Source organism: Paenibacillus sp. FSL R5-0713 (assembly GCF_037973325.1).
Classification (GTDB): Bacteria; Bacillota; Bacilli; order Paenibacillales; family Paenibacillaceae; genus Paenibacillus.
In genome coordinates this window covers 5,708,988-5,730,043 of the sequence record NZ_CP150229.1, presented here as the reverse complement: position 1 = coordinate 5,730,043, position 21,056 = coordinate 5,708,988, and the positions used below count along the sequence as shown (strand labels likewise).

Annotated in this window: 13 protein-coding genes and 1 riboswitch; of the genes, 9 read left to right on the top strand and 4 right to left on the bottom strand. The window is 47.1% G+C overall.

From position 1 onward, the window contains the following. Positions 1-76: 76 nt before the first annotated feature. From xylB to MKZ12_RS25495, 8 genes are all read left to right on the top strand, one after another. Positions 77-1,570, top strand: coding sequence for a xylulokinase (xylB, locus tag MKZ12_RS25530; protein WP_339257430.1), 1,494 nt, complete (start codon positions 77-79; stop codon positions 1,568-1,570). 215 nt (positions 1,571-1,785) lie between these two features. Beyond that, entirely contained in the window at positions 1,786-2,502 is a 717-nt protein-coding gene (locus tag MKZ12_RS25525; RefSeq protein WP_339257428.1) for a glycosyltransferase family 2 protein, read from the top strand. 11 nt (positions 2,503-2,513) lie between these two features. Beyond that, positions 2,514-4,676, top strand: coding sequence for a glycosyltransferase (locus MKZ12_RS25520; RefSeq protein WP_339257426.1), 2,163 nt, complete (start codon positions 2,514-2,516; stop codon positions 4,674-4,676). A gap of 249 nt (positions 4,677-4,925) precedes the next feature. Further along, on the top strand, positions 4,926-5,552 hold the full coding sequence (locus MKZ12_RS25515; protein WP_339237768.1) for a bifunctional 4-hydroxy-2-oxoglutarate aldolase/2-dehydro-3-deoxy-phosphogluconate aldolase: 627 nt from the start codon (positions 4,926-4,928) through the stop codon (positions 5,550-5,552). A 166-nt stretch (positions 5,553-5,718) separates the two neighbouring features. Beyond that, the gene (locus tag MKZ12_RS25510) at positions 5,719-6,645 is read left to right on the top strand and encodes an alpha/beta fold hydrolase (protein WP_339257425.1); all 927 of its coding nucleotides are present in this window, start codon (positions 5,719-5,721) and stop codon (positions 6,643-6,645) included. A gap of 223 nt (positions 6,646-6,868) precedes the next feature. Next, complete coding sequence (locus MKZ12_RS25505) at positions 6,869-9,256, top strand: S-layer homology domain-containing protein (protein WP_339257423.1); 2,388 nt, start codon at positions 6,869-6,871, stop codon at positions 9,254-9,256. Positions 9,257-9,454: 198 nt separating this feature from the next. Beyond that, positions 9,455-10,582, top strand: coding sequence for a transglutaminase domain-containing protein (locus MKZ12_RS25500; protein WP_339237762.1), 1,128 nt, complete (start codon positions 9,455-9,457; stop codon positions 10,580-10,582). A gap of 160 nt (positions 10,583-10,742) precedes the next feature. Continuing rightward, on the top strand, positions 10,743-15,266 hold the full coding sequence (locus MKZ12_RS25495) for a collagen binding domain-containing protein (protein WP_339257421.1): 4,524 nt from the start codon (positions 10,743-10,745) through the stop codon (positions 15,264-15,266). A gap of 134 nt (positions 15,267-15,400) precedes the next feature. Here the strand turns inward: MKZ12_RS25495 and MKZ12_RS25490 are convergent, their stop codons facing one another. The 3 genes from MKZ12_RS25490 to MKZ12_RS25480 form a co-directional block, all read right to left on the bottom strand. After that, entirely contained in the window at positions 15,401-16,051 is a 651-nt protein-coding gene (locus MKZ12_RS25490) for a class D sortase (RefSeq protein ID WP_339257419.1), read from the bottom strand. 232 nt (positions 16,052-16,283) lie between these two features. After that, complete coding sequence (locus MKZ12_RS25485; protein WP_339237756.1) at positions 16,284-17,762, bottom strand: amino acid permease; 1,479 nt, start codon at positions 17,760-17,762, stop codon at positions 16,284-16,286. Positions 17,763-17,878: 116 nt separating this feature from the next. Beyond that, positions 17,879-18,094, bottom strand: a riboswitch (Lysine riboswitch). A gap of 147 nt (positions 18,095-18,241) precedes the next feature. Beyond that, positions 18,242-19,384, bottom strand: a complete 1,143-nt coding sequence (locus MKZ12_RS25480) for a virulence factor (RefSeq protein ID WP_339237754.1) — start codon at positions 19,382-19,384, stop codon at positions 18,242-18,244. Between the two features lie 242 nt (positions 19,385-19,626). Between MKZ12_RS25480 and MKZ12_RS25475 the strand changes: the two genes are divergently transcribed. Next, positions 19,627-20,046, top strand: a complete 420-nt coding sequence (locus MKZ12_RS25475; RefSeq protein WP_339237752.1) for a hypothetical protein — start codon at positions 19,627-19,629, stop codon at positions 20,044-20,046. A gap of 47 nt (positions 20,047-20,093) precedes the next feature. Here the strand turns inward: MKZ12_RS25475 and MKZ12_RS25470 are convergent, their stop codons facing one another. Further along, complete coding sequence (locus tag MKZ12_RS25470; RefSeq protein WP_339237750.1) at positions 20,094-20,792, bottom strand: response regulator transcription factor; 699 nt, start codon at positions 20,790-20,792, stop codon at positions 20,094-20,096. Positions 20,793-21,056: the final 264 nt, after the last annotated feature.

The following is a 21,056-nucleotide window of genomic DNA, read 5'->3' as shown; positions in this document are numbered from 1 at the left end:
TCTGATCACGGAGTGGCCACATGAGCATCAAGGGTTTCATTTATACAATCCTGTTACAAACGAGAGGAGTTAACCTATGAGTTACGTAATTGGTGTCGATCTGGGAACCAGTGCGGTTAAAACCGTGTTGGTCAATCGTGAAGGAAAAGTGGCATTTGAAGCATCGGAGGCATACCCGTTGTACCAGCCCAAGGCTGGATACAGTGAACAAAATCCCGAAGATTGGGTAGAGCAGACGATTGTTTCCCTGCGCAAATTGCTCGAAGTATCTGGCGTGCAGCCTTCGGAAATTGAAGGTTTGAGCTTCTCCGGACAGATGCATGGACTGGTTTTGGTGGATGCCGAAGGTAAACCACTGCGGAATGCAATCTTGTGGAATGATACACGCACAACGGCTCAGTGCCGCCGGATTGAAAAAGTGCTGGATGGCAAGCTGTTAAGCATTGCCCGGAACCGCGCCCTTGAAGGTTTTACCTTGCCAAAAATTCTGTGGGTTCAGGAGAACGAGCCTGAATTGTTACAGCAAGCATCCTTATTCCTGTTACCCAAAGACTATGTGCGTTATCGCCTGACAGGGGATTATGCCATGGATTATTCCGATGCAGCAGGTACCTTGCTGCTGGACGTTGCGGGCAAGCAGTGGAGCAATGAGATTGCAGAAGCATTCAAGCTGCCGATCTCCCTATGTCCACGTCTAGTGGAATCGTTTGAGGAAGTGGGTACCCTGTTGCCGGAGATTGCGGATCAAACAGGTCTGGCAGCTGCGACGAAAGTATACGCAGGTGGCGCGGACAATGCATGCGGTGCCATTGGCGCAGGCATTCTGAGTGAAGGACAGACGATGTGCAGCATCGGAACGTCCGGGGTGGTGCTTTCCTACGAAGAGCGTAAAGATCTCGATTTCGAAGGCAAAGTACACTTTTTCAATCATGGGGAGAAAGATGCCTTCTATATTATGGGGGTAACACTTGCCGCAGGATATAGCTTGTCCTGGTTCAAGGATACGTTTGCAGCGGACAAATCCTTTGATGTGCTCTTACAGGGCATTGATCAGATTCCGGCCGGCAGCAACGGATTATTGTTCACACCTTATATCGTTGGGGAGCGTACACCTCATCCAGATGCGAATATCCGGGGCAGCTTCATCGGTATGGATGCCGGGCACAAGCTGGAGCACTTTGGACGTGCGGTGATGGAGGGCATCACCTTCTCGCTGCGTGAATCCATTGATATTTTGCGCGGCGCAGGTAAAACCGTTAATGAAGTCATCTCTATTGGGGGTGGTGCCAAAAATGAAGCCTGGTTGCAAATGCAGGCAGATGTCTTCAACGCCACAATTGTGAAGTTGGAGAGCGAACAGGGTCCGGCTATGGGGGCAGCAATGCTGGCTGCCTATGGATGTGGCTGGTTCTCGTCTTTGCAGGAATGTGCAACGGCGTTTATTCGTCCAGCGAAGTCCTATGAGCCGAACCCGGAAACGGTTGCTGTCTATGATGAATTGTTCGCACTGTACCAGGAAGTCTATGGACAGACACGTAGTCTCAATGATCGTTTGGCTGAATACCGTTAATTCATTACATTAAACATGTATATCATACATGCAGAAGCATCCGCACAGGCGGGTGCTTTTTTTGTCGTTCAACAAGATTAACCCCGTGAAAGGTTTCCTTGTCCTGCATATCCGCATTCCGGCTCTGCATAGATTGAGAATAGAGGATTGTTCTGTCCAGACATCGGGTGTCCGGCGATTTTAATAGGAAGAAGCTTGAGCATGGGGGTGAAGCTTTGGATGAACATGAGGTACATGGAAGACCACATATTACCTTGTCGATGATCGTTCGTAATGAGGAGAATCGTTATCTCAAGCAGGCTTTGGAGACACATCGTGCCTGGATTGATCGTGCAGTAATCATTGATGATGGAAGCACGGATGGAACGGTGGCGATGTGCCGGGAACTTCTGGACGGTATTCCACTTGTATTGGTGGAGAACGCTTCTTCACGTTTTGCAGACGAAGTAAGCTTGAGGAAACAACAATGGGAAGAAACAGTGGCGACCGATCCGGAATGGATTTTGAATCTGGATGCGGATGAGATTCTAACCAGTGACTTTGGGGCTGTACGCGATCTGCTGCTTCGTGGCAACGAGGATGCGATTTATTTCAGATTGTTTGATATGTGGAGTGATACGCATTACCGGGAAGATGAGTTCTGGCAAGCCCATGCCTACTATCGGCCGTTTCTGATTCGTTATCATCCGGGGATGAGCTATGAATGGAAGGAAACACCCCAGCATTGTGGGCGTTTTCCGTTAACGATCCAGCATTGGAGTTATGGATGTCATGCTCCCCGGGTGAAGCATTATGGATGGGCGCGGGAAGAAGACCGCATCCGCAAATATGAGCGCTATCAAGCATTGGACCCTGAAGCAAGATACGGTTGGAAGGAACAGTACGAATCGATATTGGATCAAGAGCCACGACTGTTGGCATGGGTCGAATAAGGAGAGGGGGAGTGAGCACGTTGAGCAAGAAAGACCCGTTACACCAATCGCAATCGCAAGAGGAATCCCAACCTCCAATAGAGCCGAATTCCCAAATAAATGGGGAACAGAAAGAGAAGCAACATCAAAACCAACATGAAAGCCATGTAGAGAGCCAAATAAATAGCCAGAGTAATCATCCACCGTCCAGGCGTTCTGTTATATCGAAGGAAACCCGCCAACCGGAAAATCTTGAAACGCTTGTCCAGGAAAGAATACTGATTGCCAGCCCGGTTCGTCAAACAACTCCGGTGCTGCGTGAATTTTTGGATTCTCTGCATGCACTGGAACGAACAACAGTGAAGACGGATTATCTGTTTGTTGACGATAACGAGGAAGAAGCTGCGTCGAATATATTACGTGAATTTGTGCTCCAGCATGAAGGGACGGTTATTCAGGCAGATGAACATAGAAGCGATAGTCCTGACAACAAAGGGTTGTACACCAAGGATGAGGGAGGCCACTATTGGCAGGATGAACAGATTTGGCGTGTAGCTGGTCTAAAAAACCGCATTTTGAATTATGCACGCGACAACGAGTACGATGCTGTTTTCTTGATAGACTCTGATCTGGTGCTGCATCCGCGGACATTGGAACAACTCGTATCGAGTGGCAAAGACATCGTGTCCAATATCTTTTGGACCCGGTGGCAGCCGGGGGCCAGGGAAATGCCTCAGGTATGGCTGCAAGATGAGTATGCTTTGTATCGTCGAGGCGGCAAATCTTCAGCCGGAAATGAAGCGGAAGACGAGGGCGCGCAAACGACTGCTTTTCTGAATCAACTGCGGATACCAGGTTGTTACGAAGTTGGAGGGTTGGGGGCATGTACGCTCATTCGCAAAAATGTTCTGGCCGCCGGGGTTTCCTATGACCAGATTCCGAATGTATCCTTCTGGGGCGAAGATCGTCATTTCTGTATCCGTGCGCAGGCACTTGGTTTTCGCCTTTTCGTTGATACGCATCTCCCTGCGTACCACATCTACCGTTTGTCCGAACTGCCGGGGGTAGCTGCCTTTAACCGCAGAGCCAGACGTGGGGAAGAGACGATCAGCATTACGCTCTGTATGATTGTGAAAAATGAAGAAGCATCCCTCGCCAGATGTCTGGACTCGGTCAACGGCATTACCGATGAGATTGTGATCGTTGATACCGGTTCAACGGATCGTACCCGTCAGATCGCTTCCAGATATACGGATCGTATCGTTGATTTTGAATGGGTGGATGACTTTGCAGCAGCACGCAACTTTGCCTTCGATCAGGCGAAGAGCGAATATATTCTGTGGCTGGATGCCGACGATGTATTTGAAGCGGAAGATCGGGCGAAGCTTATTGCCTTGAAACGTTCGCTGGACCCGGCTGTTGATAGTGTCACAATGGATTACAATCTGTCATTTACGGCAGAAGGCAAAGTATCCTACAGTCTGCGCCGGAATCGCCTGGTGCGTCGGGATCGGCAATTTCGCTGGATTGGCGCGGTGCATGAATATCTGGCTGTAGCAGGCAATCTGCTGCATAGTGACATAGCGGTTACCCACAAGAAAGATAAGGAGTATACCGATCGGAATCTGCGGATCTATCGCAAGAGGGAACAGACCGGAGAGGAATTCTCACCGCGTGACTTATACTATTTTGGCAATGAACTGAAGGACCATGGACAGCATGAGGATGCGGTGAAGTACTATGAAAAGTTTCTGGACACCGGGCTGGGTTGGGTGGAAGACCAGATTGCGGCTTGCCAGAAAATTGCGGATTGTGAAGCTGCACTTAAACGATCAGAACAGGAAGTAACAGCGTTGTTCCGATCATTCGCCTATGATCTGCCAAGAGCCGAGATTTGCTGTCGATTGGGTGGTTATTTTGCCGACCGTGAAGATTATCGCAAAGCCCTGTTCTGGTATGAACAAGCGACTCGTGCAGTACGTCCTGATGATCCTATGGTGGTGCTAAATGAAGCAGCCTGGACCTGGATGCCGCATCTGCAACTATGTGTCTGTTATGACCGGATGGGTAACCGTGCCAAGGCCCGGGAACATAATGATATCGCACTCGCCTATCATCCAACACATCCGAGCATGTTATATAATGATCGTTACTTTAAAGATCTGGAGAAGGATAACGTATTGGAAAAGGCTTAGCATGAAGGTCTCAATGATGCCTCTTTCGTGGAATTGAATGGGTGAATCATCCCCATGTCCATGGAGAGGTTTTTTTACGTTGCAATGCAATGACTTCATAGTACTGATCAAAAGACGGATTCAGTTTGGAAATGGATTAATGTATTTCATCCAGGGGAGGATATGCTTTACAATAATGAATAACGGAAAAGCAGTGAACATGATTACCTGTCTTCGGCTGCCGAATTGATAAAATAAGGGGAACTGGATATGAATCTGACGGAAGTACTATTGGAGTCGAGGCTGGTCGCGATTGTGCGCGGTATTAGCCGTGAAGCGGCAGTAACAGCTGGACAAGGCATGACGAGTGGTGGAATTCGACTGATGGAAGTCACGCTGAACACACCTGGAGCACATGATATTATTGCAGACTGGCGTGAGCGGCATGAAGGAAAGGCTTATGTCGGAGCTGGTACGGTACTGAATGTGCAGATGGCGAAGGAAGCGGTCGCTGCAGGAGCACAGTTTCTGGTGTCCCCCAATGTCGATCTGTCTGTCATTGAATATGCTGTAGAACATGGTGTCGAGATCTGGCCTGGAGCCATGACACCAACGGAGATTGTCGCAGCCCATGAGGCAGGAGCACGTGTTGTGAAGCTGTTTCCGATGGCAAGCCTGGGCATACCGTATCTGCGGGAGATTAAAGCTCCGCTGAACCATATCCCGCTGTTGGCAACAGGCGGCGCTACACTGGAGAATATTGCTGACTATTATGCAGCAGGTGCTGCTGCCGTAGGTCTGGGAAGTGCACTTTTACCACGTGAAGCCCTTGTAGCAGGAGATCATGAGCAGATTGCAGCATGTGCACGGAGATTTGTGGAAGCAGCTGAAGTTTAGACTTCAGCGAAAGATGAGGGATATGTCCATTTGGGTATATATTAAGGTAGCTTTAGATCAATTGCTGGATTATTCGTTATCATAAGAACCGATGTCGTTTAACGTGCCGTTCATTCTAGTGTCGTATGATGGATGTATGCCAGAATTCGGAGAGGAGAGATGCCCTGTGAAAGCTAAAACAATGATTGGCGGCATGCTGGCCGTTGCTGCAGTAACGGCAGGTGGATTATGGAAGGCGGCGGTAAAGAGCCAGACACCCAAGAAGATTCCGATCACACTGACACCTCCAATGCCATTTGAGGATGTGACCTTTGACAGTGGGGGAGGTCGGGTGCATGGGTGGTTCATCCCGGCCAGAGCTGATATTCCGAAACCATGGCCGCTCGTGATTATTGCACATGGCTGGGGCTCCAATCGCTCTCGTGTTCTACGTTATGCGAGGCCGATCTGGGAAGCAGGATATGCCCTGTTTATGTATGATGTCCGCAGTCATGGGGCCAGTGATCCGGTTCGTGCTGCATCTGCCTATCTGTTCCGGGATGATCTGCTGGCGGCATTGCAGTATACGTCTGCACGGCCAGAGATTGATTCATCTGCTATCGGAGTGCTTGGACATTCACTGGGTGGACTGGGTACGATTCTTGCAGTGACGGAAGGCATTCCGGTATCAGCAGTAATTACGGATTCCATGCCATCGCAATTTGAGGTTATTGTCAGTTCGGAGCTGAGACGCCGACGTCTGCCTCTGTTTCCCCTGGCCCAGTTAATTCCCAGAATCTGGTTCTGGCGACTGGGTGAATCTCTGAAATCCTATCGTCAGCGCGATCCGGTGATGATGCTGAATGAACGGCGCAGGGGGATGCAACTCCCGTTGCTCATGGTGCACTCCAAGGGAGATAATTTTATTCCTCCGAGTGAGCTTGAATATTTTATGTCCAAAGCCGATCCGCCTGTGGAACATCTATGGGTTAATAGCGGAGGTCACAGTTGTTCCGAGGAAGATCCTGCCTTCTGGGATACGGTTATTCCATTTCTGAAAACCCATGTTCATGGTCAGGCGAAGTTGAATGATTCGTCTATAGTGAGTAGTTAACAGGATAGAACAGCCTACATAAGCGTGCAGGCTAACAGAGAAAACGCCAACGTGGTTGGCGTTTTTTGCTGTTATGAGCAATATGCAGAAATTCACAATTGTAAAATTGACGGGAAAAGACGATTAAAAAGGAAGCTTATGGTATCATAGAGTAGACTGGCAATATTCATGCGAGGTTATTTGTTATGCTTCTTTGTATGAAATTGAAGGGAGAGGTCCAGATTTGAGTTTGAATTGGAAGTTCAATGTACGTATCAAAATGTTCGCAACCAAAGCAACAACTGCAGCGATGGCAACACTGCTGCTTGCTTCGCAAACACCAGGTTTTGCAGGCAGCGCATCAGCCGCGAAAGCAGAGCAGGTGAACGAAGCAACAACGGGGGAAAATGAACAACTAGACGCAACCAGCAATGACGTGCCAGAGGGAGCGAAAATCTCATCCAGGCAAGCCAGTGAAAATATACTTAGATTATTTCCATTGTTAAAAAAAGCAACGATCTCATCTGCACGATTCGATTCACCTAATTCCTATCCACCGCCAGACTACAAGGCATGGGAGATTGGATTCCAGATTACACAAGGCAATCATACATCGGGATTCAGTGGGACTGTACATGCAGGCACAGGGGAAGTGTTAAGTGTACATCTACCATCGGATATTCTGGATAAACATGTCTCGGGATCGGATGTTAAGCTAACGAAAGCTGAAGCTGAAGAGAAGGCCGTGGCACTGTTGTATCAAGCGATTCCAGGCTTGAAGGATACGGAGTATGCTCCGCTAGGAGATCTGTATTCTTCCATCGAACAAGAGTCTTTGTTTGGCAGAACAGAATATCGATATGCTTACCAGTTAAAACATGACGGATTGTTATCTGACGCAGAGACAGTCTACATCAATGTGGATGAAAGTGGTTTGGTGACAGGTTACTCACGAGGTACTACATCTGCTAAATATCCTTCATCGAAACCGACAGCTTCGGAAGAGAAGGCCAGACAGCAGTTTGAAGAACAGTTTGATGTAGAGCTGGCTTATATCTCCAAAGATCGGTCGTCTTCCAAACAGGGTCAGCAGTATTACCTTGGATATACACCGAAGAATATCAGTATTGTTCCGATTGAAGCCAATACGTTGGAACGGATTAATACATTAACAGGCAAAGCAGTGGACGAGGATTCTTTACAGCAGGATACGAAGTTGCAAGGGGACGTGACGCCTTTTGTTCCAAGCAATGGTACAAGATTAAATGTACAGCAGGCCGCCAATCGGGTGGTAACGAACTTTGATATTCCCAAAGGTTACAAGCTGGAGCATAGCCAGTTAAGCAAAGGTTTTTTTGCAAGTCCGAACAATCAGGTATGGAGTCTGAGCTGGAGCGATCGAAGTGCCAATACGTCCTATATGTTCATGCGGGATATTTCAGCACAGGTGGATGCAGTGACTGGGCAGATCTACAGCTATACGATGATGCAACGCATTGGACCAGAGCAGGAAAAGCAGACTGAAGAGAAAACAGGCAAATTAATTACCCGAAAGCAGGCTGAGAAACTGGCGATGAACACGGTGATTGCGTTAGTTCCAGATGCAACGGAGCAATTTAGATTGGCTAACGTTATTGAGGTAGACGATGCTCGTACGTTTATGTTCCAACGCTATCTGAATGGAATTCCGGTGAAAGATGATACAGCACAAGTGCAGGTGTTGAACGATGGAACCGTGAACGAGTTCTATACACGCATTGCAGCAACGCCTGAACAATTGCCAGCAGATGATAAGCCAGCCATCAGTTATGAAGAGGCCAAGGCGCTCTATCTGGAGGAGTTCAAGCTGGTCCTCGCATATTCCCGTTATGGCGGGTATGGTCTGAATAATGGTCAAGTTATTCCGGTGGGAGTTAACCTTGCTTATATGCCAACCCGGGATGAGAACTCCATCTATGGCACTTATGAAGTACTGGATGCTAACACGGGAGAGTGGAAGCTTCAATACGGGGAGACAGGTGCTGCAAGCAAGACAGAACCTACGGATATCTCAGGCCATGTGGCCGAAGATGCGCTTCGCAATATGACACAGCATGGCGTGTTGCTAGCGGATGAGCAGGGACGTGTATTCCCGGATCGGGTGATCACCCGAGGAGACTGGTTTAACTATTTGGCAAGAGCGATTAACCCGAATATGGATCTGTATTATAGTGGGGACGGAGATGACAAGCTATACGCTGATGTGACCCCTGACAGCCCTTATTATAAGGCAATCAAGGTGTTAATCGATCAACGCTGGCTTGCCGGAGCGGACCCAGAACAGAATCTGAACCCGCAAGAAGAGATGACCCGTGAAGAATTGGCGGTGCTGCTTGTACGCATACTGCGCTATGAGAAGCTGGCCGGATTCTACACATTGCCATCGGATCTTCCCAATATCGCAGATGCCAGTGCCATTTCGAGTAAAGGGGCGGTTTCCCTGAGTTTGAAGCTGGGATTACTTCCTTCGATCGAGGGACGTTTCATGCCTGCACGCAAAGTGACGGTAGCTGAAGCTTCACAGGTATTGGAACGACTTGCCAAACTTCAAGGCAAGACCGATACGTTTATGAGTGGCAATCGTCTGTATTAGACGAGGAATCACACATATTACGCCCGTCCGAATCATAGGATGAAGATAACGGGTACTCGTGATTCAACGAATTGAAGATCAAAGGGACCTTCCATAGAAGGTCTCTTTTGATTTGCTTTTACAAAACTAGAATGACGCCAGAGCCTTTTGTGATACAATAAGGCGTGAGAACTTTGCAAAGAAGGGTGGGTTCCTTTCATGGGTAAGAACGGGAAACGAATTATCACCGTACTGCTGGCAGGCTGTCTGATTGCTGTAGCGTTACCACGTACGGTTGATCTGGATCAACTGTACGCTGCATCAGGGACATCGGATATATCCACGGCAACGGATTTGCGCCAGACCTTGCTTACCGCAATGTCACAGCGGACGGAGGAACTTGTTTTTACATACAAAGGCAATGTGAAAGGCCTCAAAAAACAATTACAAACCTCCATCGATGAGGCAATGAAGAGTGACCCCTATATCCAATATACCGTTAAAAGTTACGCATTTAATTATAAAGGCTCCAATGTATCGGCCGAAGTACATGTGACGCTTTCCTACCGGGAGACCAAGGAACAGACCGATTATGTGAATCGTAAAGTTACGAACGTGTTGAAAGAAATCATCAAACCCGGCATGACGGATCATGAGAAGGTCAAGGTCATCCATGACTGGATTGTACTTAACCTGTCCTACGATACTTCGCTCAAGAAATATACGGCCTACGACGGGCTTGTTACAGGCAGTACCGTCTGTCAGGGATACTCATTGCTGGCTTATCGAATGCTGGAGCGAGTAGGCATCGATAACCGGATTGTGGAAGGTACAGCAGGCGGGCAGCTTCATGCCTGGAATATCGTGAACCTGGACGGCAAGTGGTATCACATGGACACCACCTGGGATGATCCTACTCCTGACCGGAAAGGTAAGGTAAGCCACAGCTATTATTTGCTGAGTGATGATGAGATGGCACGTGACCATATCTGGACAGGCAAAAGCAAGTACCCCGCTGCGCCAGCCCCATATCGAGAAGCTTTATTAAAGCTCGTGAAGGCTGGAGATAGCAAAAAGGCCGCTTATCAGAAGCTGTACCATGCTCTGGACTATTCCCTGTATGATGAACAGGATGCCGTTAAAGGTCATGCTGCGCTGAAGACCAAGGTTCAAGGTACACTGAAGGAAGGCGGAACCTCGCTCACGTTCAGGTACAAGGGTACGGAGGCTGGACTGATCGAAGATTTACAGGATTTGTACCAGCTTGGCATGAAATCGATATCTTATTATGTGTCCAAAATGGAAGGTACCACAGATCTACGTGTCAAAATTAACTGGACGTTATAATTGTTTTGAACAGGATGCTCCGCTTGAGGAGTATCCTTTTTTGCGTTCAATTTGTGTTCAACGACAAGGGTTTTTGTGTTGTCTATTTTTTGTATATGTCGCTTTGCTATTCTATTCTTCGGCGCATGCCAACATTACGTACGAGGAGGATATGCAAAAAATGAGGAAAAAAGTGAGCATAGTGATCATTGCTCTGTTGCTGGTCACACAAATGATGCAGGGTTGGATCTTAACACCAACGATGCATGCTCAGGATGAATTAACTAATTTGCCAGCCAGTGCAATCAGTGATACAGCGGTAGAAGATGGTTCGGCAGGTTCGGGAGAAGTGAAAGAAGATCCTGCCATTCCGGAAGAAGATAAGGATGTCAGTACTCCGGAAGATCAGGAGGATAATACGATGCATCTGCTTGGTGCAGCTGCAGGTCCGGTAATTACAGAGCAATTAATTACGAGTGTGCAGATGTACAATCAAGCACCGCAAGATAATGGAAATGGAACGATTGATATCAAAGGCGATAAAATTGAGGATATTCGTCCATCCATTCAGGATGAGGTGGCTGTCGTCTTTACATGGGGGCTTGCAAATGACACCCACAACTACAGCGATGGTTCCACGTTTACCTTCAACTTGCCGGATAAATTCATCATTGGATCACAGCTTAAGGGCGATCTGGATGGCGGTGTTGGGGAGTATGTGGTGAATCCAGATGGCACAATCATCTTTACCTTCAACGAACTGATCGAGCATGCGCAGCTGGAAGGCAATTTCTACGTGTGGATTAAGTTTGATGAGAGCAAGATGGAAGATGGATTGAAACAACAGATAGACTTTAGCTCTGTGGGGCAGGGCATCATTAATGTGCATTTTGCCAACACAGCCGTAGATAAATTGAAGAAATCGGGAAGCGCAAACAAAGACAATTTCAACTCGGATGAAATTAAATGGACTGTAGATTTTAACCAAGGCGAGAAGGCTTTGAAAAATGCGGTTCTTACAGATACATTGCCAACAAACCTTGAACTCAAGGGCAATATCGAAATTCGTGAATTGGAAGTGCAATTGAATGGATCTGTAAAAGAAGGTCCAATAGTTCAAACGGAACCACAGTTTCCAATTGTATTGGGAGACACGGATAAGGCCTATCGTGTAACCTATACGACAAGTGTTAAAGCACCAACCACTGCTCCGTTCACCAATGTGGAGTTTCAAAACCAGGTTGCGCTTACAACGGATCAGAGCGAGCATAACGAGACGGATATTGGCCGAGTTCGTGTGAGTTTTAACGAGCCTTTGAACAAGTCAGGCCAAGATAGTGCGTATGATCCGGTGACACAGACAATCACATGGAAAGTGCAATATAACTACAATCAGCAAGAAATCATGCAAGCGAATGCATGGATTGAAGACCGTTTTGATACGGCCAAACAGCAACTGATCAACAATTCCGTCAACGTATACCAAGTTGATATTAATGCGAGCGGAGCGGCTTCGAACAGAACGCTGGTGAATCCGAATGAATACACACTTGAAACAATAAATACAGGATTTGATGACGGCTTCAGATTACATTTTAAGAACGACATTACCAAGGCCTATGAGATTGAATATGATACACAATCCATTCATCGTGTCTATACAAACGATACCATTACGAACACAGTGAACATGTATGATGGTACTTCCAAAACAGGCCGGAAAGACATCCGGGAAGTCATTTTTGCCAAAAGCGTAAAAAGTGAAAACTTCAACACCAAAGAAATTGAATGGCAGATGGTGTTGAACCGTGATTTGCAGGACATGACGGATATCGTCATTACCGACAATTATGAAGGCAGACACATGAAGCTAATTCAGGGTAGTCTTCAAGTGACTGGGGTTAACAAAGACGACTTCGAATTGACTCCAGACCCGGCTGATCCTACGTATGAAAAAGGATTCTCCGTTCGCCTAAAGGACGGCGTTACCATTAACACGGAACATGTCATTACCTATACGACAAGCTTTGATCCGACGGCAGGTATGCCAACGGATAATGAATATCGCAACTCGGCCAAGGTCGATTGGAAAGAGTCCAATGTAGCACAGACTGCGATTACCAAGTCGGCTATGGTCAAACCGCAAGAGTACACCATTCAAAATGGTAACAAAAAGGGCGAATACAGCGCCAAAGACAAAACGATCACGTGGACAATTGATGTAAACTACAACTTGTTTGATATTCAGGAGGCTATCCTTAAGGATGCCTACACGGGTAACCAATCTTTTGTAGACGGTTCATTAAAAGTTCATGAGTTAGAGTTACAGGGAGCCAATAATGTTACTGCTGTAGGTAGCGAGGTTGCGCTCACACCTGGTCAATTCCAGCTGAACCCGGACGGTAAAGGTTTTACATTGGACCTGGGGAACATCGGCAAAGTAGCTTATCGCATTCAGTATCAAACGAGCCTGGATGGACCTTATTCCGTGGAAGGTACGTATGCCAACCAGGCCGTACTAACCGATGGTGAGGGCGGTGAAGAGCGCTTTAACAGATCAGCGAGCATCACGCCAGTTCACGGGGGTGTGTATGTTCAAAAAACAGGTCAACAGATCGGTACAACGGATAAAGCATCATGGACGGTAAATATCAATCCAAGTCAATCTTATGTTCCAGCGGGTACATCATTAACAGATACCTTGTCGGAGAATCAAATTTTATTGGCGGACTCCTTAAAATTATATGCAACGAACCTGCCTGCCAACAATTCAGGCAATATATCCAACAAAGCTGGACTGGTTGATCCGGCAGATTATGAATTGACCGTTGAAGGTAATACATTTACCCTCACCTTCAATAAAGATATCCATACGGCATTCATTCTAGAATATCAGTCCTATATTAATGCCGATCATGGCGCTCGAATTGAGAATAAAGTTGAATTTGCAGGTCAGTCCTCCTCAGTGGTGGGAGAAGGCAATCAGGTGGGTATCAAAGTTTCATTGGCTGGAGCGGGTGGAGGAGCCTCTACTGGTCTGGGCAAGATTAGAATCCACAAAGTCAGTGATACTGGGCTTCCACTGGAAGGAGCCATATTCGCAATCTATAATGCGTCTGGAACTACGCTCCTGGAAACATTGAAACCAACGGACGAGAATGGTGTGGTTGAAAGCTCCAGAAACTATCGATTAAACAATCTAACCAACGGTATACCTTATAAGTTAAAAGAATTATCTGCACCGGCAGGATACATGGTTGATCCAGAGTATGGCTCTGCCTCAGGTAAAACGATTGAATTCAAGGATGCGGATATTGCCTTTGACATTGAAAATAAAAAGATTCGACAAGGCTTCGAATTAACTAAGGTAGATGCCATTGAATCATCCAAGAAGCTCCAGGGTGCAACCTTTGAATTGTACTTGAACAATGGCGCAACCCGAGAGAAAATAGACGAGTTGACGACAGGGGAAGATGGGAAAATCGCCAAAGGTGATCTCTTACCTGGGGATTATGAATTGGTAGAGGTTGTGGCACCCGAGTTTTATCAGTTGGATGCTACCCCGATTCCCTTCACCATCGTAGAGAATCAGACTCAGATTATTACACTGACGAAGTCGAATGCCATAGGGGCAGGTGGCAAACTTGTCGTTACCAAAGTCAATGCGAAGGATCAGTCCGTATTAAGTGGAATTGAATTCGAATTGCGTGATCACTCCAATGCGATCATCGATACGAAAGTGACGGATCTGAACGGGGTCATAGAATTCGATGGATTAACCTATGGTTCATATACATTGGTAGAGACCAAGGCAGAAGGTTTTGTCATTGAACAGCCGGAGACGCTTATATCTATTATCAAACCGGAAACGCAATTGACTATTGAAAATAAAGAAAATAATCGTTCCGTGAAATTGATTAAAACCAATGCGGGTCGAACTCAGCATCTACAAGGTGCAGTGTTTGAATTACGGGCTCAAACTGCATTGATGGATGCAAATGGGAATTGGGAGTTCCACAAGGTAACAGGTCTGGATGAAGCCACACTGACAACCAATCAGCAAGGTGAAATTGTACTTAAAGACCTGGATGTCAATAAATATCAGTTGGTCGAAATAAAAGCACCTAACGGATATATCTTGGACACAACACCTGTACCATTTGAAATTACGAACATACAAACCGAAGCCATAGTTGTAGAAAAAATAAATCAGGCTATCCCGGTATCGGGCGGTGGATCGAGTGGACCTTATAATCCGGGGACACCTACTACGGGGGTAACACCAGATCCGGAGAAACCAGTAACACCGGGACCAGAAAAACCAGGAACGTCTGTCCCAGGTACAGTGGTTACTGGACCTACTGAACCTGGAGACGGAACCGAGCTTCCAACAGATGAAGATAACGGAGTAACTCCTCCTTCGCCTGGCGTCTCCAACGGTGACGACACTGCACCTCCAGCGGGGGATACAGAAACAACGGATGGGGATAGCGCATTGGCACCTTCTGCGGGAACGGATACAGATGGATCGCAGGGGACTGGGAATTCTGCATCACAGCAGAACGGAAACTCTGCATCACAGGGAATGCTGCCGAAGACAGGCGAAGAGAGCACATGGGCTTTCACTGTGGCAGGCATGATGCTGATGGCATTGGGTAGTGTGGGATACGTTTACTTCCGACGTAGACAACTGCTTCAGCGTTAGATCGCACGCAGCACGTAATGCAGGAATAGATCATTTTCAGATAAAACAGATAAAAACACCCTCTAGCTTCACAAGTGACCCAGAGTCACGGTGTGAATATACTAGAGGGTGTTTTATTTTATTTCGGTTGAACCTTAAGGAAGATCAAATCCAGCAACGTCAGGATTTACTTTAATGGCTCTTACAATTAACCGATGTGTTGGATTGACGAGTGGATCACAGGTAATCAAGGTAAGGACCTGTCCAAGTCCGGGGTCTTCCAGCACGGACAAGTCATTCGGCTTCACAACGGATATCCGATCTATCTTATAATGGATGATCGTTCGATCTGCCAGGGTGACTTCCATTGAATCGCCAATCTGGAGTTCTCCCAAGCGATTGAACAGTCGTCCTTTTTTGTGTGCGCGATGAGCGGCAATGGCGGCATTACCTTTGTTACCGATTCTATTGGTTTCGACAAGGTGGGTTGCAGCTACCTTCATGTTTGCTTCCGTGGCACCCTCCAAAATCGGCAAGCGGACATCAATCTTGTCAATGGAAAGTACCCCCAACGTATCCGAAGATTCGTCTTGCACTATATCTGTATTGTCAGTAGTTGGCTCGGCGGAAGCTGCATCCTGTATGCCTTGTTCGAAGGCGTGATTCAGCTTGGACAAGCCGTCTTGCAGTTGCTCCAGATCGTTCATCACACGGGTTTGCTGCCAGTCATAATACGTGTCCCGTAGGAAAGGAAAGCTGATGATCAGCATGCCCAGCAGAATGAGCAGGATAGAGAATTTTTTCATTATGCATCAACTCCCGTTGTTCAAGAAAAATAGTATACCTTTATCTATTTTTACTTACAGACCTATACAAAATATGGACAGGAGACGAAAGGACGAAGAGGTACAGGAAGGTTCGAAGGGGCCGTCACCAAAAAACCTCCCCGTATCGCTACAGAATGAAAACTGCAACGCCACGGGGAGGTTTTATTATATAAAGTCAATTGTATCTGTAGATGATAGTACGTTGGAGCTACTATTTGTTACTTGGTGCATCGGTAGGTGTGAAATCACATTCCTTCAGCGGCACCACTTTGGTTTTTTTGATCCATTTGTAACCAAGCCACAACACGAGGAACAGGGGGACGCTCAGATAGGCAACGATGGCTCCACTCCAGTCGATCTCGTCACCCGTAAATGCCTGATAGTTCTGTCCAATAATCACGATAATACACAGGACAAAGGCAAAGATCGGCCCAAACGGGAACCAACGTGCCCGGTAAGGCAGATCGCTTAGGTCCCTGCCTTGTGCAACGTATGCACGACGGAAGCGATAATGACTGATAGCGATACCTAGCCAAGTAATAAAACCACACATACCGGATGCATTCAGCAACCAGGTATACACAATGCCATCGCCGAATAGGGAGGCAAGAAATGCCAACATGCCAACGGCTGTGGTAAGCAGCAAGGCATTCATGGGAATGCCTTTTTTGTTCAGCTTACCGAGGAACCGAGGCGCTTTACCGTCTCGGGCAAGGGCATAGAGAACCCGGCTTGAAGCATACATGCCTGAGTTTCCGGCAGAGAGTACGGAAGTTAGAATAACGGCATTCATGACGGAAGCCGCAATGGCGAGTCCTGCTTTTTCAAACACCAGTGTGAACGGGCTGACCCCGATATTTTCCAGATCTCCTTTGAGCAGATTCGGATGAGTATACGGAATGATCAGACTGATCACGGTAATCGCCAAAATGTAAAAAATCAGAATGCGCCAGAATACCTGCCGAATGGCACGAGGTACATTTTCGCGCGGATTTTCACTTTCCCCGGCGGCTACTCCGATAAGCTCGGTACCCTGGAATGAGAATCCCGCAGCCATGAATACGCCTAACACGGCGAAGAATCCGCCATGAATGGGCGCATCACCGATGGTGAAGTTACTGAAACCAACGGCTTCTCCGCCCATAATACCAAAGATCATAAGCACACCAACGGCCAGGAAGATAATAACGGTAGCTACCTTGATAATGGCGAACCAGTACTCGGACTCCCCGTATCCTTTGACGGACAGGACATTCAAGGCAAAGATCAGCACGAGGAACAGTAAGCTCCATAACATGGACGAACTGTCGGGGAACCAGTATTTAATGAGCACTGTTGCGGCAGCAAGCTCTGCTGCGATGGTTACCGCCCAGTTATACCAGAAGTTCCAGCCCATGGCGAACCCGAGGGCGGGATCGACAAAACGTGCGGCATACGTATTAAATGAACCGGAGTCCGGCATAAAGGTAGCAAGCTCACCAAGGCTGGTCATGAGGAAATAGACCATGATGCCAACGGCCGCGTAGGCAATTAATGCCCCGCCAGGGCCTGCGGTTGAGATGGCGGTACCACTTGCGAGAAACAGCCCGGTCCCAATTGAGCCACCGAGGGCGATCATCGTCATATGGCGTGCGCGTAATCCTTTTTTCAGGGAAGGTCTAGTTGTTGTTGGGTTACTGCGGTCTTGCATGGAAACACTCCTTCATTCGATATACTGATGTTTGCGATAATTGCTTCCTAAACAAAAAGACCACAGGCATCAGCCTGCGGTCTTTAATATTTCAATGTCCGCACCATGTCCCAGATGATTAAGATAGCTCAACACAGAAGAATTCATACCTTTATACAAAGGAAATGTACTTCCGTGACAGTTCTGCGTCTTTCGACAGCAGCCCCAGCCCACCGGACCGTATAAGGAACGTCCAGTAAGCTTCGGCGGGTGCACCTTTCGGCTGATCTCATAAGCGGCTCCTTAGCGCCTCCTTCAGCGTACTGATCGCACCCGCGACCTCTACCTCACCATTCATGGATGAGGTGTATCTATTGTCTATGAAATTATGAACAACACAACTTAACACGGTGTGTTCAGTTTAGTAAACAGACAACCAGTATAACGCGCGTGCTTTTCCAGTGCAATAACAATTGTTGGATGTGAGGTTTGAGGGACGACTATTCCTCTTTTTTGTTGCGGCCGGCCATCTGTTGCCATACCGTTCCGGCAGCTTGTTCGCCGGATTCGATTCGTTCCAGAGCCATCTTGGCTTGCAGGCTGACTTCGAATTCGGGATCATCGGCTGCAACTCGCAACGCTTGCTCTGCTTCTTCTGTACCGACCTCATATAGAAAACGTGCAGCACGCCAGCGGACAAGTTTACTTTTATCCGATAATGTTGCTGTCATGGCTGGTGTGGCGGCAGGATCGCCGATATCAGACAAGGTATCCCCGGCCGTACGGCGTACCGCAGGTGAACTGTCCTGGAGCGCTTCATACAGCAGTTCCATTGCTTCCGGTGTACGAATGTCACCCAGGTATACCACGGCCAAACGCCGGATCTGCATTTTGTCATCATGCAGAGCTTGAGCTACAAGCGGCAATCTTTCTGCTGTAGGCTCCATGCCGTCCAAGGCAGCATAGCGAACATTCCAGTCACTGTTACGCAAGGCCTCTTCGAGTTCGGCACCATCCAGTTCGCGACGACGCTCAATAAATTCTTCGGAGTTGGTACCATGTTCAATCGCCTGTTGGATGACCTGCTCCAGTCGTTCTGGCGGATAGGCCGCTTCCAGCTCTTGCTCAACTTCGCGTGCGATGTCCGGTAATTCGCCGTAACGAACGCCGTAATCACTCAGTTTACGTTCTTTGATCATGGTTGCACTGGCAACTTCGGTAACGGCTTTGACAAAACGATCTGACAGCGAGATTCGTTCTTCTTTGGCTCCGGCCTTAACCCTGATTTGCATGGGTACCCCTCTAAAGAACTGAACGAATACCTGTGCTTCTCCGAAGTGTTCGCCAGATCCGTCCTCAGACTCAATCCAGTCCAGGTTGATGCCTTCCTGTCCGAGACGATTCTGGACTTCGCCCAGAATCACAGACCAGTCTGCGTTTCCTTTGCGATCAAGCGCCACGAAGTCGGTCGTGTGAAATACACTCTTCACGCCGGGAATATGAAGCATCTGGCGAATGAACGCCGGGGCGGATCGTTCGTTGTCCAGTGTATATGTTCTGCGAATTCCGTCCTCCAGACGTTCATCGAGATGCAGCATCATCGTATTTGGACTCGGTGTTGGTTCAATGGAAACAATATTCATCAGTGTAACCTCCTATAATACCAAATTCATCCTTAACCTCCCGTTAATTAAATCACACGGGTATTTCTCTATTTTACATCAATGTGTGGAATCTGCGAAATTATCCAGAAGAGATATGGGCATATCTGACACTTAGTGTGAAGAAGTGCGAAATTTGTTAACACTTCTTTCATGTTCACTCACAAACATTTTTAAACGAAAATTGGCACAATAATAGGAAGAAACAACTGGAGGTTATACTTATGGAACCCATTACTGTGCTCTCGGATGGTAAACGTCGTATTGCATATGAGAATATTATTCAATTGTTCAGGAACTGGATGGAGGACTCAACATCTGGTTCTGCGATAGAAACACATCGGGGAAGTTGGGAAAATGCCCGGTATTGTATTGTTGATTATCAAATTGCCGAAGAAGCGGTGTCAGCAGCAAATGCCATTCGGGCTTTTATGCCACAACTTCCATTACTGGTCATTACTGATTTCAAATCCCTCATTCGGAAGCGACACCTGCAACAGATTACAGGCACAGGTGAGATGAAGATGTTTCTCTGGAACGAGCAAGACCCGGATCATCTCATCAAGGAAATGGAGAATTGGTTTCATTCATCGTCTGTCCACAAATCAGAAATAGCCATACCGCCCATCTTATCCATGAGATAAAAGAGGGATGTGGCTATAGTTTTTAACTTCAATTGTTACGATCGTGATTAGATCACATATTTATAGCCTGTTCCCCAAACCGTCTTAATATAACGTGGGTTCTTGGGGTCAGGCTCAATTTTTTTACGCAGACTTGAGATATGAACATCGATGGTACGATCCAGATAGGCGCGTTCGGAGCCTTTGATTCGATCCATCAGTTCATTGCGGGTGAACACTTTACCCGGATTTCGGTACAATTCCTTCATAATCTCAAACTCAATATGAGTGACCTCGATTTCAACACCATCCACAAACAGGGTTCTTCTGTACTCATTCACATTCACATGCCCAGTAACCTCTGCCTGCTTGTCTTCCTTTGCCGGTTTATCCTGATAGGAAATGATTGATCTTCGCAGCAGTGCTTTAATCCGTGCATCCAACTCTTTCAAACTAAATGGTTTGCACAGAAAGTCATCCGCACCATTATGTAATGCGCGCAGTCGATCGTTCAGCATGGTGCTTGCGGAGATCATTAGAATAGGCACAGTGGAGTGCTGGCGAAAGGCTTCTACGAGATCATTTCCATCCATTTCAGGAAGCATGAGATCCGTTACAACAATATCCGGCTGGAATTGTGGAAACAGTTGAAGAGCCTCGCGGGCATGTTGAACCCGTTCAGTGATGTATCCTTCCTCCTCCAGAAAGAAAGCAATCATGTCGGCCAGATTTTTCTCATCCTCTATAAGAAGTACTTTGATCGTCATAGGGTCACACTCCTGGTGAAAATAATATGTTAAGAAACTACTAAAAAAACAAGGTGAATTGCGAATAAATGCTGCAAATTTTTTAATGTTTGTATTCCAAAATATAGGATGTATATGTAGAGAAGGAATAAACTTTTTTTATTGAGCTTCAATATCTTAGCATGAATGCAATTAGGTTGCCGATGACTCAGAATTTCCCAAATCTACACCAACTACTAATTACAGTATAATAGATCAGAACGAGTTAAGGGGAAAAAATGTAGA

What these genes read in the sequence shown, in the direction of transcription:
- xylB (WP_339257430.1), top strand. Translation starts at nt 77, where the DNA reads ATGAGTTACGTAATTGGTGTCGATCTGGGAACCAGTGCGGTTAAAACC.
- MKZ12_RS25515 (WP_339237768.1), top strand. Translation starts at nt 4,926, where the DNA reads ATGAATCTGACGGAAGTACTATTGGAGTCGAGGCTGGTCGCGATTGTG.
- MKZ12_RS25500 (WP_339237762.1), top strand. Translation starts at nt 9,455, where the DNA reads ATGGGTAAGAACGGGAAACGAATTATCACCGTACTGCTGGCAGGCTGT.
- MKZ12_RS25495 (WP_339257421.1), top strand. Translation starts at nt 10,743, where the DNA reads ATGAGGAAAAAAGTGAGCATAGTGATCATTGCTCTGTTGCTGGTCACA.
- MKZ12_RS25490 (WP_339257419.1), bottom strand. Translation starts at nt 16,051, where the DNA reads ATGAAAAAATTCTCTATCCTGCTCATTCTGCTGGGCATGCTGATCATC.
- MKZ12_RS25485 (WP_339237756.1), bottom strand. Translation starts at nt 17,762, where the DNA reads ATGCAAGACCGCAGTAACCCAACAACAACTAGACCTTCCCTGAAAAAA.
- MKZ12_RS25480 (WP_339237754.1), bottom strand. Translation starts at nt 19,384, where the DNA reads ATGAATATTGTTTCCATTGAACCAACACCGAGTCCAAATACGATGATG.
- MKZ12_RS25475 (WP_339237752.1), top strand. Translation starts at nt 19,627, where the DNA reads ATGGAACCCATTACTGTGCTCTCGGATGGTAAACGTCGTATTGCATAT.
- MKZ12_RS25470 (WP_339237750.1), bottom strand. Translation starts at nt 20,792, where the DNA reads ATGACGATCAAAGTACTTCTTATAGAGGATGAGAAAAATCTGGCCGAC.